Source organism: Pseudomonas sp. GW822-FHT03F08, assembly GCF_058801265.1.
Genome location: NZ_JBXANC010000003.1, coordinates 60,314 through 76,430 on the forward strand (window position 1 = coordinate 60,314; position 16,117 = coordinate 76,430).

At 60.3% G+C, this 16,117-nt stretch carries 12 protein-coding genes, 1 pseudogene and 1 riboswitch; of the genes and pseudogenes, 9 read left to right on the plus strand and 4 right to left on the minus strand.

From position 1 onward, the window contains the following. Positions 1–246: 246 nt before the first annotated feature. The 5 genes from gltA to cobM all read left to right on the plus strand — a co-directional run bounded on the left by gltA (position 247) and on the right by cobM (position 4,810). On the plus strand, positions 247–1,536 hold the full coding sequence (gltA, locus tag AC1RME_RS07480) for a citrate synthase (RefSeq protein ID WP_007959044.1): 1,290 nt from the start codon (positions 247–249) through the stop codon (positions 1,534–1,536). A gap of 773 nt (positions 1,537–2,309) precedes the next feature. After that, positions 2,310–2,529, plus strand: a riboswitch (cobalamin riboswitch). Positions 2,530–2,651: 122 nt separating this feature from the next. Then, positions 2,652–2,849 (plus strand): CbtB domain-containing protein, encoded by a 198-nt coding sequence (locus tag AC1RME_RS07485; RefSeq protein WP_016983301.1) that lies wholly within the window; start codon positions 2,652–2,654, stop codon positions 2,847–2,849. 11 nt (positions 2,850–2,860) lie between these two features. Continuing rightward, a complete protein-coding gene (locus AC1RME_RS07490) occupies positions 2,861–3,562 on the plus strand; it encodes a CbtA family protein (RefSeq protein ID WP_096819957.1) in 702 nt (233 codons plus the stop codon). After that, a complete protein-coding gene (locus AC1RME_RS07495) occupies positions 3,559–3,972 on the plus strand; it encodes a cobalamin biosynthesis protein (protein ID WP_085730754.1) in 414 nt (137 codons plus the stop codon). Before AC1RME_RS07490 ends, AC1RME_RS07495 begins: the two co-directional genes overlap by 4 nt. 91 nt (positions 3,973–4,063) lie before the next feature. Next, positions 4,064–4,810: a precorrin-4 C(11)-methyltransferase gene (gene cobM / locus AC1RME_RS07500; RefSeq protein ID WP_096819958.1), complete on the plus strand. Its 747-nt coding sequence runs from the start codon at positions 4,064–4,066 to the stop codon at positions 4,808–4,810. A gap of 47 nt (positions 4,811–4,857) precedes the next feature. Here the strand turns inward: cobM and nfuA are convergent, their stop codons facing one another. From nfuA to AC1RME_RS07515, 3 genes and pseudogenes are all read right to left on the minus strand, one after another. After that, positions 4,858–5,442 carry a Fe-S biogenesis protein NfuA gene (nfuA, locus tag AC1RME_RS07505; protein ID WP_003225494.1) on the minus strand — a complete coding sequence of 195 codons (585 nt, stop codon included), beginning with the start codon at positions 5,440–5,442 and terminating at the stop codon, positions 4,858–4,860. 58 nt (positions 5,443–5,500) lie between these two features. Then, positions 5,501–5,729, minus strand: a pseudogene (locus AC1RME_RS07510) (acyltransferase family protein); the annotation flags it as partial. A gap of 140 nt (positions 5,730–5,869) precedes the next feature. Then, positions 5,870–8,164, minus strand: a complete 2,295-nt coding sequence (locus AC1RME_RS07515; RefSeq protein WP_096819959.1) for a fatty acid cis/trans isomerase — start codon at positions 8,162–8,164, stop codon at positions 5,870–5,872. A gap of 158 nt (positions 8,165–8,322) precedes the next feature. Between AC1RME_RS07515 and metH the strand changes: the two genes are divergently transcribed. Then, complete coding sequence (metH, locus tag AC1RME_RS07520) at positions 8,323–12,033, plus strand: methionine synthase (protein ID WP_493090902.1); 3,711 nt, start codon at positions 8,323–8,325, stop codon at positions 12,031–12,033. Positions 12,034–12,149: 116 nt separating this feature from the next. Continuing rightward, a complete protein-coding gene (locus AC1RME_RS07525; RefSeq protein WP_096819961.1) occupies positions 12,150–12,368 on the plus strand; it encodes a DUF2970 domain-containing protein in 219 nt (72 codons plus the stop codon). A gap of 6 nt (positions 12,369–12,374) precedes the next feature. Here AC1RME_RS07525 and AC1RME_RS07530 read toward each other — a convergent pair whose 3' ends face one another. Further along, entirely contained in the window at positions 12,375–13,448 is a 1,074-nt protein-coding gene (locus AC1RME_RS07530) for an ABC transporter substrate-binding protein (protein WP_096819962.1), read from the minus strand. 525 nt (positions 13,449–13,973) lie between these two features. Between AC1RME_RS07530 and AC1RME_RS07535 the strand changes: the two genes are divergently transcribed. Together AC1RME_RS07535 and AC1RME_RS07540 are read left to right on the plus strand one after the other, a co-directional pair. Then, positions 13,974–15,632 carry a nitrite/sulfite reductase gene (locus AC1RME_RS07535; protein WP_096819963.1) on the plus strand — a complete coding sequence of 553 codons (1,659 nt, stop codon included), beginning with the start codon at positions 13,974–13,976 and terminating at the stop codon, positions 15,630–15,632. Next, entirely contained in the window at positions 15,616–16,110 is a 495-nt protein-coding gene (locus AC1RME_RS07540; protein WP_096819964.1) for a DUF934 domain-containing protein, read from the plus strand. The genes AC1RME_RS07535 and AC1RME_RS07540 overlap by 17 nt, the downstream gene beginning before the upstream one ends. The last annotated feature ends 7 nt before the right edge of the window (positions 16,111–16,117 follow it).

Sequence of the window (16,117 nt, forward strand, 5' to 3'; positions counted from 1 at the left end):
TTGGCGGTCGGTCGCCGAGTATAGACAGTTAGGCTACTAATGACAACGCAATCGCCTACCCCCAATAGCTGATTGCACAAGTTGTATAAAAGGCGTAAATGGCAGGCAATTTCGAGGAAAAAGTGCGGTTAAAGCCTTCTGGAGCAAGACTTTAGGCAAATTGACATTCGAATTTATCTCACTATAGTGGTGCGGGCCCTGCGTGGGGGGTCTGTCTGATGATTTCAAGCATAAATAGGAGGCCACATGGCTGACAAAAAAGCGCAGTTGATCATCGAGGGCGCAGCCCCCGTCGAGCTGCCCATTTTAACCGGCACCGTTGGTCCCGATGTAATCGATGTTCGGGGCCTGACGGCCACGGGCCGCTTCACTTTCGACCCCGGTTTCATGTCGACCGCTTCCTGCGAATCGAAGATCACCTATATCGATGGCGACAACGGCATCCTGCTGCACCGCGGCTACCCGATCGAACAACTGGCTGAAAAGTCGGACTACCTGGAAACCTGCTACCTGCTGCTGAACGGCGAACTGCCGACTGCAGAGCAAAAGGCCCAGTTCGTCGGCACCGTGAAGAACCACACCATGGTTCACGAGCAGCTGAAAACCTTCTTCAACGGCTTCCGCCGTGACGCCCACCCGATGGCCGTCATGTGTGGTGTAGTCGGCGCCCTCTCGGCCTTCTACCACGACTCCCTCGACATCAATAACCCGCAGCATCGCGAAATCTCCGCGATCCGCCTGGTTGCCAAGATGCCGACCCTGGCCGCGATGGTTTACAAGTACTCCATGGGCCAACCCATGATGTACCCGCGCAACGACCTGTCGTACGCGGAAAACTTCCTGCACATGATGTTCAACACCCCGTGCGAGATCAAACCGATCAGCCCGGTACTCGCCAAGGCCATGGACCGGATCTTCATCCTCCACGCCGACCACGAGCAGAACGCTTCGACCTCCACCGTGCGTCTGGCCGGTTCCTCGGGCGCCAACCCGTTCGCCTGTATCGCCGCCGGTATCGCCGCACTGTGGGGCCCTGCCCACGGCGGTGCGAACGAAGCCGTGCTGACCATGCTCGATGAAATCGGCGATGTCTCGAACATCGACAAGTTCATCGCCAAGGCAAAGGACAAGAACGACCCGTTCAAGCTGATGGGCTTCGGTCACCGCGTCTACAAGAACCGCGACCCACGTGCGACCGTGATGAAGCAGACTTGCGACGAAGTGTTGAAGGAACTGGGCATCCAGAACGATCCGCAACTCGAACTGGCCATGCGCCTGGAAGAGATCGCCCTGACCGACCCGTACTTCATCGAACGCTCGCTGTACCCGAACGTCGACTTCTACTCGGGGATCATCCTCAAGGCGATCGGCATTCCGACCAGCATGTTCACCGTGATCTTCGCCCTGGCACGTACTGTCGGCTGGATCTCGCACTGGAAGGAAATGCTCTCCAGTCCGTACAAGATTGGCCGTCCGCGCCAGCTGTACACCGGCTACGAGTCGCGTGACATTACCAAGCTGGAAGATCGCAAATAAGACCTGTCTTGCGATAACGTCTTAAGTTGTAACGGGAACGGCCTCCATGTGAATGGGGGCCGTTTTTCGTTTTTGGATTGGGGGCATATCCGTTGCTGCGGTAACGGCTTCTTAGGGTTCCGCCCTTACGGCGGGTCACTTTTTTCAAACGCCAAAAAAGTAACCAAAAAGGCTGAACCCCGGCGTACGGCACTTCGCTTAGGCTCAGTGTTCCCTCGCTACGGTGTCCACCAGGGGGCATCGCCTACGGTTTGCTTCGCTGCACCTCCTCTCGATGTATGCGGCTTCGCCGCACGGCGCTGCGCGCCTACCCCCTGATGAACACCTCCGCTCGGCCTGCCGAAGGGGCAAAAAATCAAAGGCCAAAGCCAGAGCAAAGCCCGATCAAGAGCCCCCTCACCACTCACCACTCACCACGATGAGCGTTAGCTCGAGTAAAGCTTTTGATCTCAAGGCCCGTCGGCAGGCTGAGTGGAGGGATTGATCCGGGGGTGGGAGCGCAGCGACCGTTTGGCAAAGCCAAACACATCGAGAGGAGGTGCAGCGAAGCAAACCGTAGGCGATGCCCCCGGAACAATCCCGGAGCGAAGGAACCCCGAGCCTCAGCGAGGGGCCGAACGTCAGGGTAAAGCCTTTTTGGTTACTTTTTCGGCGTTTGGAAAAAGTGACCCGCCGTAAGGGCGGAACCCTAAGTGGCCATAACCGCAGCAACGGATATGCCCACAAAAACGGATATGCCCACAAAATTGACTAAATTCCCCAACCCATGGTCTCCTACACAACTTGTTACGGGTGCCCTGCAAAGGGTGAAACGGGAAACCGGTGAATCATGTGCTTTACTCTAAAGCCATGTCAGTCCGGTGCTGCCCCCGCAACGGTAAGCGAGAGAGCGTCAGATCCACTGTGCCCACGGGCATGGGAAGGTGACGCTAACAGGTCGGCAGACAGCCACCCCTCGTGAGCCCGGAGACCGGCCCGCAACACACAGTACGCATCTTGCGTCACTGAACATAACAAACCCGCGGTGGGCGGGCGCTGTTCGAACCTCTGCGTGCCCGACTCGCAGGGGTTTTCATGCGCACCGTTCACCCGCTGACACTCCAGAGGGAAGCGCCATGTCGATCATCAGCAGCACCGGCAGCAACACGGACAAAATCTCCAGCACCACCACCCTGAGCCAACGCCTGACCGCTGCGATCTTCGCGTCGATCCTGGGTGCCAGCCTGGTCTATTTCGCCGGTTTCTCGCACATCGAAGCGGTTCACAACGCCGCTCACGATACCCGCCACAGCGCCGCGTTCCCGTGCCACTGAGACCCGACGACATGATCAAGCGTATTGCGCAGACCGCAGGTTTCACCGGCCTTCTGGCCGCTCTGCTCCTGACGTTGCTGCAAAGCTTCTGGGTGTCGCCGCTGATTCTTCAGGCAGAGACTTTCGAGAAAGCCGAGCCGGTTGCCGCCGTTCACGAACACGCCGCCGGCACCGCCGCCCATACCCACGATGCCGAAGCCTGGGAGCCGGTAGACGGCTGGCAGCGCGTGGTGTCCACTACCGGCGGCAATCTGGTCGTGGCCGTGGGTTTCGCCCTGATGCTGGCCGGTCTGTACACCCTGCGTGCGCCGACCAAGACGTCGCAAGGCCTGCTCTGGGGCCTTGCGGGTTACGCGACTTTCGTGCTCGCTCCAACCCTTGGCCTTCCACCTGAGCTGCCAGGCACCGCTGCCGCAGACCTGGCGTCGCGCCAGATGTGGTGGATCGGCACCGCCGCGTCTACTGCTGTCGGCCTGGCGTTGATCGCGTTCGGTGGCAACTGGTTGCTGAAGATCCTCGGCGTGGCGATTCTCGCTGTGCCGCACGTGATCGGCGCCCCGCAACCGGAAGTGCACTCGATGCTCGCGCCGGAAGCCCTGGAAGCTCAATTCAAAATCGCTTCGCAGCTGACCAATGTGGCGTTCTGGCTGGCCTTGGGCCTGATCAGCGCCTGGTTGTTCCGCCGCAAAAGCGATGGTCAATACCACGCATGACCGATGACAGCGCAGCGCCGACTCTGGTGGTCGGCCTGGGCTGCCAGCGCGGCTGCCCGGCCAGTACGCTGCGCGCCTTGCTCGACCAGGCCCTGCAGGCGCATCGCATCGAACTCGAAGCGGTCAAGGCCCTGGCCAGTATCGACCTGAAACGCGACGAACCCGGCCTGCAGGAACTGGCGGCACAACTGGCGCTGCCGCTGCTGTATTTCAGCAGCGAAGAACTGGCCAGTTATCAGCAACGCCTGAGTCACCATTCGCAGATCGCTTTCGAACGCACCGGTTGCTACGGCGTGGCGGAAAGCGCCGCACTGGCGCTTGCCGAACAACTGATCCAGGCCCCGGCAAAACTGCTGATTTCCAGACAAAAATACGCCCAGGCAACCCTGGCATTGGCCGGCGCGGCGTAAATTCCCGATAATCCCCGCTTTCGATCATGAGCATTCTTCATCTGAACTGCTCTTGAAGCCTCGACCTGCCCTACTTTCACAGGATCCAACGATGACCGTTTACTTCATCGGCGCCGGCCCCGGCGACCCGGAATTGATCACTGTCAAAGGTCAGCGACTGATTCGCAGCTGCCCGGTGATCATCTATGCAGGTTCGCTGGTGCCGGCGGCGGTGCTGGACGGTCATTCGGCTGAAACCGTGGTCAACAGCGCCGAACTGCATCTGGAACAGATCATCGATCTGATCAAGACCGCCCACGCCAAGGGCCAGGACGTGGCGCGGGTGCATTCGGGCGATCCGAGCCTGTATGGCGCCATCGGCGAGCAGATCCGTTATCTGCGCGAGCTGGACATCCCGTTCGAAATTGTCCCCGGCGTAACCGCCACTGCTGCCTGCGCGGCGTTGTTGGGCGCCGAACTCACTCTGCCGGACATCTCGCAAAGCGTGATCCTGACCCGTTACGCGGACAAGACCGCGATGCCTGCCGGCGAGGAACTGGGCAACCTGGCGCAGCACGGGGCGACCATGGCGATTCATTTGGGGGTCAATCATCTGGAGAAGATCCTCGCCGAGTTGTTGCCGCACTATGGTGCGGACTGCCCGATCGCGGTGATCCACCGGGCGACGTGGCCGGATCAGGACTGGGTGATCGGGACGCTGGAGGATATTGCCGCGAAGGTGGCCGCCAAGGGGTTTCGGCGTACGGCACTGATTCTGGTCGGGCGGGTGTTGGGCAGCGATCATTTCAGTGAATCGTCGCTGTATCGCGCGGGGCATGCGCATTTGTATCGACCATAAAAAAACGGCGCTCACGGGGCGCCGTTTTTTATGCCGCAGCGAACGCCTTAGTAGTAGGCGTTTTCTTTCTGCGTGTGGTCGGTCACGTCGCGAACGCCCTTGAGCTCCGGAATGCGCTCGAGCAAGGTGCGCTCGATGCCTTCCTTCAGGGTTACGTCCGCCTGGCCGCAGCCCTGGCAACCGCCGCCGAACTGCAGCACGGCAATGCCGTCTTCAACCACATCGATCAGGCTGACCTGACCGCCGTGGCTGGCCAGCCCCGGGTTGATTTCGGTTTGCAGGTAATAGTTGATGCGCTCGTTGACCGGGCTGTCGGCGTTGACCATCGGTACTTTGGCGTTCGGTGCCTTGATGGTCAGCTGGCCGCCCATGCGGTCGGTGGCGTAGTCGACGACAGCATCGTCGAGGAACGCTTCGCTGAACGAGTCGATGTAGGCGGTGAAGCTTTTCAGCCCCAGCGCTGTGTCTTCAGGTTTCTCTTCGCCCGGCTTGCAATAGGCAATGCAGGTTTCGGCGTACTGGGTGCCAGGCTGGGTGATGAAGACGCGGATGCCAATACCCGGGGTGTTCTGCTTGGAAAGCAGATCGGCCAGGTAATCATGGGCGGCGTCGGTAATGGTAATAGCGGTCATGGAAACTCCTCGCAGGCTTGAGGCGGAGTTTACGCCAATCGGCGCGCGGCACAAAGTCCTAGTATTTACGTAGGAATAGTTCGCAAATCGGCCAAGCGCCAGGTTCGCCGTCAATCCGCGCTTTAAGCCACGGATAGCTGCGTTTTTCTACCCATTCGCAGCTCAGCCATGAAGCGTCTCCGATGGCCAGCGCACAGACAAATAACATCAAATACGGGTTGATCCCATAGCGTCGGGCCAGATAAGCGCCTGCCCGACAGCACCAGCACGTGCATCAGATACACCGAGTCGAAGAAAATCTGCATGAAGTGATGGCAGACCACCGCCCACGCGGCGAGCGCTCGCAGGGCCTGCACTGAAATCAACATCGATGGCGCTCCCGATCCCGTGCTACACAGGATTGGGACTGCTGCCATCGATCAAACGATCAAAGATTCTCGTACCGGTTCATGTCCAGCACGCCCTCTTCCACCGGGTCGGTTTCATGGATGTACTGGCTCAGGTCATGGAAATAGAACCAGAACTGCGGATGGCTGCGGCGAATACCCCAACGTTCGACGATCTTCTCGAACTGCGGCGCATCCTTCGCGCTTTCCATGGCATCGACAAACGCCGGCACCTGATCCGCCGGGATGTTGAACATGAAGTTCGGGTAGCTGCTCAGCACGCCCGGATAAATGGTCAGGGTGTCGAGGCCCGGTTGATAGCGCAGTGACTCACCGAGCAGGAACGCCACGTTGCTGTGGGCGCGGTTGCGCAGCAGGCTGTAGACCTCGCGTTTGCCGCTGGCCGTTTCGATGCGCAGCATGGTCGCTTCCGGCAACTGATCGATCACTTTCAGCCCCGCCGCAGGACGCGCCGTCAGACGGCTCAGCGCCTGTTCGGCGTTTTGCAGCGCCGGGTCGATGTTCGGCCGCGAGCAGTAGGCATCCACGCAGCGATTGATCGGATCGGGCCGTGCGTTGAGGTCGCCATAACGGGCGAGCAACTGCATGGCGAAGACATGTTTCGGGTCTTTTCCGTCGAGTTTCAGCGCCGTTGGCTTGTCGTCGTCGATGGACTCATAGTCCAGCCACATTTTGAATTGGCCGCTGCTCTGATACCAATCGTCGAGGTAGTCCTCGCGGGAATCGGCCGGCATCAGACGCAGAAAATTCTGCTCGGCGCCATTGCGGATCAGGTCGAAGTACAGTCGGGTCTGCGCCTGATGGGAGACGTTGCCGAACACATCGAAATTCACCGCCAACTGGTAATAGGTGCGCTCCAGCAACGGATAGTCGAACAGCCACATGGTCTGCGGCACTTCGCCGATCAGGCCTTTGGTCACCGACGCGCTGTCGAAGTGGCGGAAGATGCTCAACAGCGCATTGTCGTTGCCCGCCCACAGGGTCGACCAGCTCGGCGCCGGTTGGTCGGCATAACTGTCACGGCGCAAGGCTTCGTACTTGTTTCGCTTGTTGCGATAGTCGTGCCACAGGCTCAGGACGCTGCCGACATCGTCGTTCTGCCCCGGCATGGCCAGCAACGGCGTGGCCTGGCCGCGATAGTTCGGATCGGTGATATACAGGTCATGTTCCGGCGCCTGGAACAGCGCCCAGAAATTATCGCGGATCACGTCAGTTGCGATCTGGCCACGGCATACCGGGCCGCGAATGAACGTGCGCACGAAGTATTCGGCGTTATCGAGCATGAACTGATAACGCGCCTGCGCCGGAATCGCTTCGAAGGTCGCAAACGGGTTGGCCCGGCTCTGCGGCCCGTAACCCGGCAGCGCATGCACCTGCCAGTTGCCGTTGTAGAATAGGCTTTTGACCCGCGCCATCTTCGCCGCACTCAGCGGATAAGTGATGTGGGTCTTGTGCACGATCACGCCCTGCACCGGCCACAGGCGGTAATACACCTGGGTGCCCGGATCATCGTTCGGGCGACGGGTGGCAATCAGGTCGATCGGCTGGCCGGTCGGCGTGCGCGAACGCACCCACTGGAAGAAATGCCCCGGCTCGCCGTCCTTGAAGTAGATGTGCGCCAGGAACCAGTGCTCATACAGCCAGCGCCCGACCAGACTCTCCCGCGCGCCAGGCTGGTTGAGCAGGTTTTCCCACTGCACGATCTGCAGCGCTTCCTTGGCGCTCGGCGCCAGGCCCTGCTCATCGATCGGCGCGCCGGACGCCAGCCAGCGCTGCAACGTCTGATATTGCTGGTTGGTCAGGCCGGTGACCGCCAGCGGCATGCCCTCTTTCGGGTGGGCGCCGGCATAGCCGTCGAACTCGGCCGGCATCGCGCACATGTTTTCCCGTTGCAGGCCGAGGACGATGTCTTCCGGCAGCTTGGCGTTGGGTGTCAGTGGCGTTTTGTGCCCCAATTCCAGCATGCGCGCCATCAGTGCCGCCTGACTGCCCTGGGCGTCGAGTACCGAATAGAAGTCTTTCTGCTGCCAGGCACGTTTGCCAAAAGCGTCGTAGAACAGCCGCGTGGTCGGCGCCGCTTGAGTACGCTCGCCGTCGTAGACCGGCATCTTGCTCGCGCCACGGGCCGCGCCTTCACCGCTGCCCAGGTTCAACTGGCAGGCGGAGTCGTAGCACGCATGGCAGGCCACGCACTTCTCGGTGAAGATCGGCTGGATGTCGCGGGTGTAAGAAATGGCAGGCGAGATCGCAGGACTTTGCGCCGCCGCGCCAAAGCTCAAAAACAGCAACACCATGCTGACGACGCGGTACGACATATCCTTGATCCTGATCCTGAATAAAAACGCCGCGATTCTACCGTTATGACGCCCGTGCCAACATGAGCGATATTCATGCAAAAGTGCCGCATGCTCTAAATCCGCACAGGTTTGTTATGATCCCGCTCCTTCGTCATGGTCTTTTTCGAGTAGTCCCAATGTCCGATCGCAGCGTCCGCCTTCAAGCTCTCAAGCAAGCCCTCAAAGAGCGCATCCTGATACTCGATGGCGGTATGGGCACGATGATCCAGAGCTACAAGCTCGAAGAGCAGGATTATCGCGGCAAGCGTTTCGCCGACTGGCCGAGCGACGTCAAGGGCAACAACGACCTGCTGGTCATTACCCGTCCCGACGTGATCGGCGGCATCGAGAAAGCCTACCTGGATGCCGGCGCCGACATCCTGGAAACCAACACCTTCAACGCCACCCGCATTTCCATGGCCGATTACGGCATGGAAGAGCTGGCCTACGAACTCAACGTAGAAGGCGCACGACTGGCGCGCAAGGTCGCCGACGCCAAGACCGCCGAGAACCCGGACAAGCCGCGCTTCGTCGCCGGCGTGCTCGGCCCGACCAGCCGCACCTGCTCGCTGTCGCCGGACGTCAACAACCCGGGCTATCGCAACGTCACCTTCGATGAGCTGGTGGAAAACTACACCGAAGCCACCAAAGGCCTGATCGAGGGTGGCGCCGACCTGATCCTGATCGAAACCATCTTCGACACCCTCAACGCCAAGGCTGCGATCTTCGCCGTGCAAGGCGTGTTCGAAGAGTTGCACATCGAACTGCCGATCATGATTTCCGGCACCATCACCGACGCCTCCGGCCGCACCCTGTCGGGCCAGACCACCGAAGCCTTCTGGAACTCCGTGGCCCACGCCAAGCCGATTTCGGTCGGTCTGAACTGCGCACTCGGCGCCCGTGAACTGCGTCCGTACCTGGAAGAGCTGTCGGACAAGGCCAGCACCCACGTTTCGGCGCACCCGAACGCCGGCCTGCCGAACGAATTCGGCGAGTACGACGAGTTGCCGGTGGACACCGCCAAAGTCATCGAAGAATTCGCCCAGAGCGGTTTCCTCAACATCGTCGGTGGTTGCTGCGGCACCACCCCGGGGCACATCGAAGCCATCGCCAAAGCCGTTGCCGGCTACGCGCCACGGCAGATTCCGGACATTCCCAAGGCCTGCCGCCTGTCGGGTCTGGAGCCGTTCACCATCGATCGCAGCTCGCTGTTCGTCAACGTCGGCGAGCGGACCAACATCACCGGTTCCGCAAAATTCGCCCGTCTGATCCGTGAAGACAACTACACCGAAGCGCTGGAAGTCGCCCTGCAGCAGGTCGAGGCCGGCGCCCAAGTGATCGACATCAACATGGACGAAGGGATGCTCGATTCGAAGAAGGCCATGGTGACCTTCCTCAATCTGATTGCCGGCGAGCCGGACATCTCCCGCGTACCGATCATGATCGACTCCTCGAAATGGGACGTGATCGAAGCGGGCCTGAAGTGCATTCAGGGCAAGGGCATCGTCAACTCGATCAGCATGAAAGAAGGCGTCGAGCAGTTCATCCACCACGCCAAACTGTGCAAACGCTACGGCGCCGCCGTGGTGGTGATGGCGTTCGACGAAGCCGGCCAGGCCGACACCGAAGCGCGCAAGAAAGAAATCTGCAAACGCTCCTACGACATTCTGGTCAACGAAGTCGGCTTCCCGCCGGAAGACATCATCTTCGATCCGAACATCTTCGCCGTGGCCACCGGTATCGAAGAACACAACAACTACGCTGTGGACTTCATCAACGCCTGTGCCTACATCCGTGACGAACTGCCGTATGCGCTGACCTCCGGCGGTGTGTCCAACGTGTCGTTCTCGTTCCGTGGCAACAACCCGGTGCGCGAGGCGATTCACTCGGTGTTCCTGCTGTACGCGATCCGCGCCGGCCTGACCATGGGTATCGTCAACGCCGGTCAGCTGGAAATCTACGACCAGATCCCGCAGGAACTGCGTGACGCCGTTGAAGACGTGATCCTCAACCGCACGCCGGAAGGCACCGACGCCCTCCTCGCCATCGCCGACAAGTACAAGGGCGACGGCAGCGTCAAGGAAGCCGAGACCGAAGAATGGCGCAGCTGGGACGTCAACAAACGCCTGGAACACGCACTGGTCAAGGGCATCACCACCCACATCGTCGAAGACACCGAAGAGTCCCGTCAGTCCTTCGCCCGTCCGATCGAAGTGATCGAAGGCCCGCTGATGTCCGGCATGAACATCGTCGGCGACCTGTTCGGCGCCGGCAAAATGTTCCTGCCGCAGGTGGTGAAGTCCGCCCGCGTGATGAAACAGGCCGTGGCCCACCTGATCCCGTTCATCGAACTGGAAAAAGGCGACAAGCCGGAAGCCAAGGGCAAGATCCTCATGGCCACCGTTAAAGGCGACGTGCATGACATCGGCAAGAACATTGTCGGCGTGGTACTGGGTTGCAACGGCTACGACATCGTCGACCTCGGCGTGATGGTACCAGCCGAGAAGATCCTGCAAGTGGCCAAGGAACAGAAGTGCGACATCATCGGCCTGTCCGGCCTGATCACCCCGTCGCTGGATGAAATGGTCCACGTGGCCCGCGAGATGCAGCGCCAGGACTTCCACCTGCCGCTGATGATCGGCGGCGCGACCACCTCCAAGGCGCACACGGCGGTGAAAATCGAGCCGAAGTACAGCAACGACGCGGTGGTCTACGTCACCGACGCCTCCCGCGCCGTGGGCGTGGCGACGCAGTTGTTGTCCAAGGAGCTGAAGGCCGGTTTCGTCGAGAAGACCCGCGAAGAGTACGTCGAAGTCCGCGAGCGCACCGCCAACCGCAGCGCCCGTACCGAACGCCTGAGCTACGCGGCCTCGATCGCGAAAAAACCGCAGTTCGACTGGGCCACTTACACCCCGGTCAAACCGACGTTCACCGGCAGCCGCGTGCTGGACAACATCGACCTCAACGTCCTGGTCGAGTACATCGACTGGACGCCGTTCTTCATCTCCTGGGACCTGGCCGGCAAGTTCCCGCGCATCCTCGAAGACGAAGTGGTCGGTGAGGCCGCGACCTCGCTGTACAAGGACGCCCGCGAAATGCTGACCAAGCTGATCGACGAGAAGCTGATCAGCGCCCGTGCGGTGTTCGGCTTCTGGCCGGCCAATCAGGTGCATGACGACGATATCGAGCTGTACGGCGATGACGGCAAGCCGATGGCGCGCCTGCATCACCTGCGCCAGCAGATCATCAAGACCGACGGCAAGCCGAACTTCTCGCTCGCCGACTTCGTCGCGCCGAAGGACAGCGAAGTGACTGACTACGTCGGTGGTTTCATCACCACCGCCGGGATCGGCGCCGAAGAAGTGGCCAAGGCCTATCAGGACGCTGGCGACGACTACAACTCGATCATGGTCAAGGCGTTGGCCGACCGTCTGGCTGAAGCCTGTGCCGAATGGCTGCACCAGCAGGTGCGTAAAGAACACTGGGGTTACGCCAAGGATGAAGTTCTCGACAACGAGGCGTTGATCAAAGAGCAGTATTCCGGCATCCGCCCTGCCCCGGGCTACCCGGCATGCCCGGATCACACCGAGAAGGCCACGCTGTTCGCCCTGCTCGACCCTGAGGCCCAGGAAATGCGCGCCGGCCGCAGCGGTGTGTTCCTCACCGAGCACTACGCGATGTTCCCGGCAGCGGCGGTCAGCGGCTGGTATTTCGCGCATCCGCAGGCGCAGTACTTCGCCGTGGGCAAGGTCGACAAGGATCAGGTGCAGAGCTACACCTCGCGCAAAGGCCAGGAACTGAGCCTGACCGAGCGTTGGCTGGCGCCGAACCTGGGTTACGACAACTGATCCAGCTTCACGCGACACGTGACACCCTGTGGGAGCCTATTGGCTCCCACAGGTATTTCTGCACCCCGGAAAGGGTTGGCTATGCTTGTCTGACACACACGGCAGACGAGGGATTTATGGACGATCCAGTCGACAACAAGCCACCGACCTTCTGGCAGATGCTGCAAAGCGTCATGGCGGCGGCGTTCGGGGTGCAGAGCGGCAAGAACCGGGCAAGGGACTTCACCCATGGAAAGCCCAGCCACTTCATCTTCCTGGGCATTGCGTTCACGGCGGTGTTCGCCCTGACGCTGTTTGGCATCGTGCAACTGGTGGTGCATCTGGCAGGCGCGTGACCGGCGTCAGTGCATCAGGGTTTGCAGATTGAACGGATAGCGATACGAAACCGGACGGCCCTTCGCCGAGAGCTTGCGAAAATGCACGCCGTAGTCCGGCGCAGTGCCCATGGCCAGCATTCGGCGGGCATGATCTCTGTCGATCAGTTGCAACAATGGAATCTGCCGGTCACGACCGCCGTACTGATTCAGATCGACGCCTTGCGCGTGATCATGCAGTTCGACAAGCGCCCAGCCACCGAGAGTGAAATGCCCGCCGAGCAACGCGCTCAGGCGACCGTCAACCATGGCCTGCAAAGCTTCGGGCGAGGTATTGACCGCGCTGAACAACACGTCCTTGCCCGGCACTTTGCCGGCCTCTGAAACGGCGCGCATCGCACCGAAGGCCATTTCATCGTTGGCCGCCCACACCAATGACACTTTTGGATATCGGACCAACAATTGCTTCGCCTGCTCGTAGGCACGTTGTTGCGTCCAGCCGCCGTAGACCAGTTGCCGCAAACGTACCTGAGGATGCTCGGCCAGCGCCCGCTGCATGCCCTTTTCGCGCAGTTGCGCCGAGGGCGTGATCTTCAGGCCGGAAAACGCCAGCAGGTCGATGTTTTCACCGGGGGCCACGGGTGGATGCAGGCGAATCAGCTCCTTCATCATCAGGTAACCACCCTCCTCATCGTTGGGCACCAGGCTACCGATACGATCCGCGCGCTCTGCCACCAGCGCCTGCTGGTTGGGTGTCAGTGCCGAATTGACGATAAAGAGCTTCACGCCACTGTCATTGGCCATGCGCAAAATCTGCGGCGCGACGTACTGTTCATTGACGAACACCAGATAATCCGGGCGATCAGGCCCCTGCAACGCCAGTCGCGCCTGCGCCAGGGTCAGTTCGGGCTGGCGCTGGGCATAGAGGATGTGCAGGTCGATTCCAAGATCCCGAGCGGCGGCCTGCATGAATTGCGAGTAACTGACCCAGAACGCTTCCTGGGTCGAGCCCGGATTCAGAAACAGCACGGACTCCGCCCGCGCACTGGTCCCGAAGGCCATGCCCAGCAAAAGCAGACTGATGTGGAGAAACTTGAACATGAAGCATCCGGGCCCGGGGAAAAATGGCCGCGCATTATAGCCATTCAATCGCCGGCCATTAGCGCCTGATCCCGCTTTTTGTCCGACAATCGTCGGAAGCGGGCCCGGAGGGGTCGTTTTACTGATGACTGACCCAGAACACCGCTGTTCCAACGACCAGAATGATCAGGAACAGAATGGCCCACGCATCGACACTGCTATCGCTTTTCCTTGCCTTGGTTGGGTTGCTCATTGCATCGCCTCTTGTCGGTTTTATCGGTGATTGCAGAAAGACTCGACCACAGTTAAGACGATGATTGTCCGCACGACAAATGTGGGTTAGTTAACAGTGATTCTCGTTAGTCGTTTTGGTTCTTTCCATATACTCAAACATCACTTTTGCGCATAACTGCAAACGGGTATATTGCCCCGGCTCCATTAGGGAGTGCGCGGCCGTGCGCGCGTAATTGCAGAGGCACCATCGGACTCCAGCAAGCGAAAACGCAGCGTTTTCCGAGTAGCCCAAAGCCTGAGAACAGGACTTATATGTACGTATACGACGAGTACGATCAGCGGATCATCGAGGACCGCGTCAAGCAGTTCCGTGATCAGACCCGACGCTATCTGGCAGGTGAGCTGAGCGAAGAAGAATTCCGCCCCCTGCGCCTGCAGAATGGCCTGTACATCCAGCGTTTCGCGCCGATGTTGCGGGTGGCGGTGCCTTACGGCCAACTGACCTCGCGTCAGATGCGCATGATGGCGAAGATTGCCCGTGACTACGACAAGGGCTACGCCCACATCAGTACCCGCCAGAACGTACAGTTCAACTGGCCGGCACTCGAAGACATCCCGGACATCCTCGCCGAACTGGCCACCGTGCAGATGCACGCGATCCAGACCAGCGGCAACTGCCTGCGCAACGTCACCACCGACCAGTTCGCCGGTGTTGCGTTCGACGAGTTGATCGATCCGCGTCCGTGGTGCGAAATCGTTCGTCAGTGGACCACGTTCCACCCGGAATTCGCCTACCTGCCACGCAAATTCAAGATCGCCGTCAACGGTTCGACCTCCGACCGCGCGGCCATCGAAGTCCACGACATCGGCCTTGAGCCGGTCCACAACGCCGCTGGCGAACTCGGTTTCCGCGTGCTGGTCGGCGGCGGTCTGGGTCGTACTCCGGTGGTGGGTGCCTTCATCAACGAGTTCTTGCCGTGGCAGGATCTGTTGAGCTACCTCGACGCGATCCTGCGGGTCTACAACCGCTACGGCCGTCGCGACAACAAATACAAGGCGCGGATCAAGATCCTCGTCAAAGCGCTGACTCCAGAAGTCTTCGCCCAAAAAGTCGATGCCGAAATGGAACACCTGCGCGGCGGCCAGACAACGCTGACCGAAGCCGAACTGCATCGCGTCGCCAAACACTTCGTCGACCCGGACTACAAGGCGCTGAGCAATCAAGACGCCGAACTGGCCGCCCTCGACAAGGAACACCCGGGTTTCGCCCGCTGGCGCACCCGCAATACCCTGGCACACAAGAAGCCGGGCTATGTAGCCGTAACGCTGTCCCTGAAGCCGACCGGCGTTGCACCGGGCGACATCACCGACAAGCAGCTCGACGCCGTCGCCGACCTGGCCGACCGCTACAGCTTCGGTCAACTGCGCACCTCCCACGAGCAGAACATCATTCTGGCCGATGTCGAGCAGAGCCAGTTGTTCACCCTGTGGGGCGAACTGCGTGAAGGTGGTTTCGCTACACCGAACATCGGCCTGCTGACCGACATCATCTGCTGCCCTGGCGGTGATTTCTGCTCCCTGGCCAACGCCAAGTCGATCCCGATCGCCGAATCGATCCAGCGCCGTTTCGACGACCTGGACTACCTGTTCGACATCGGTGAGCTGGACCTGAACATCTCCGGTTGCATGAACGCCTGCGGTCACCACCACGTCGGCCACATCGGCATCCTCGGCGTGGACAAGAAAGGTGAGGAGTTCTATCAGGTCTCCCTCGGCGGCAGCGCCAGCCGTGACGCCAGCCTGGGCAAGATCCTCGGCCCGTCCTTCGCCCAGGACGACATGCCGGATGTGATCTCCAAGCTGATCGACGTGTACGTGGAACAACGTACCGAAGACGAGCGCTTCATCGACACCTACCAGCGTATTGGCATCGACCTCTTCAAGGAACGCGTCTATGCAGCGAATCATTAAGAACAACGAGGTCGTCGACGAAACCTGGCACCTGCTGCCCAAGGATTTCAACATTGACGAGATCAGCAACTGCGACGACCTGATCGTCCCGCTGCAACTGTGGCGTGAACACAGCCGCATGCTCAAGGCCCGCGATGGCGGTCTGGGTGTCTGGCTGGACGCCGACGAAGAAGCCGAGGAAATCGGTGACGACGTGAATGAGTTCCAGGTAATTGCCTTGAACTTCCCGGCGTTCACCGATGGCCGCAACTACTCCAACGCCCGTCTGCTGCGTGACCGCTACGGTTTCAAAGGCGAACTGCGGGCGATTGGCGACGTGCTGCGCGACCAACTGTTCTACATGCGCCGTTGCGGTTTCGATGCCTTCGCCTTGCGCGCGGACAAAGACCCGTACGACGCCCTGGAAAGCCTCAAGGACTTCTCGGTGACCTATCAGGCCGCCACTGACGAACCGCTGCCACTGTTCCGTCGCCGCTGACCGTGTA

Excerpts from the sequence above, each read along its gene's own strand:
- gltA (WP_007959044.1), top strand. The coding sequence starts at position 247 with ATGGCTGACAAAAAAGCGCAGTTGATCATCGAGGGCGCAGCCCCCGTC.
- AC1RME_RS07485 (WP_016983301.1), top strand. The coding sequence starts at position 2,652 with ATGTCGATCATCAGCAGCACCGGCAGCAACACGGACAAAATCTCCAGC.
- AC1RME_RS07490 (WP_096819957.1), top strand. The coding sequence starts at position 2,861 with ATGATCAAGCGTATTGCGCAGACCGCAGGTTTCACCGGCCTTCTGGCC.
- AC1RME_RS07495 (WP_085730754.1), top strand. The coding sequence starts at position 3,559 with ATGACCGATGACAGCGCAGCGCCGACTCTGGTGGTCGGCCTGGGCTGC.
- cobM (WP_096819958.1), top strand. The coding sequence starts at position 4,064 with ATGACCGTTTACTTCATCGGCGCCGGCCCCGGCGACCCGGAATTGATC.
- nfuA (WP_003225494.1), bottom strand. The coding sequence starts at position 5,442 with ATGACCGCTATTACCATTACCGACGCCGCCCATGATTACCTGGCCGAT.
- AC1RME_RS07515 (WP_096819959.1), bottom strand. The coding sequence starts at position 8,164 with ATGTCGTACCGCGTCGTCAGCATGGTGTTGCTGTTTTTGAGCTTTGGC.
- metH (WP_493090902.1), top strand. The coding sequence starts at position 8,323 with ATGTCCGATCGCAGCGTCCGCCTTCAAGCTCTCAAGCAAGCCCTCAAA.
- AC1RME_RS07525 (WP_096819961.1), top strand. The coding sequence starts at position 12,150 with ATGGACGATCCAGTCGACAACAAGCCACCGACCTTCTGGCAGATGCTG.
- AC1RME_RS07530 (WP_096819962.1), bottom strand. The coding sequence starts at position 13,448 with ATGTTCAAGTTTCTCCACATCAGTCTGCTTTTGCTGGGCATGGCCTTC.
- AC1RME_RS07535 (WP_096819963.1), top strand. The coding sequence starts at position 13,974 with ATGTACGTATACGACGAGTACGATCAGCGGATCATCGAGGACCGCGTC.
- AC1RME_RS07540 (WP_096819964.1), top strand. The coding sequence starts at position 15,616 with ATGCAGCGAATCATTAAGAACAACGAGGTCGTCGACGAAACCTGGCAC.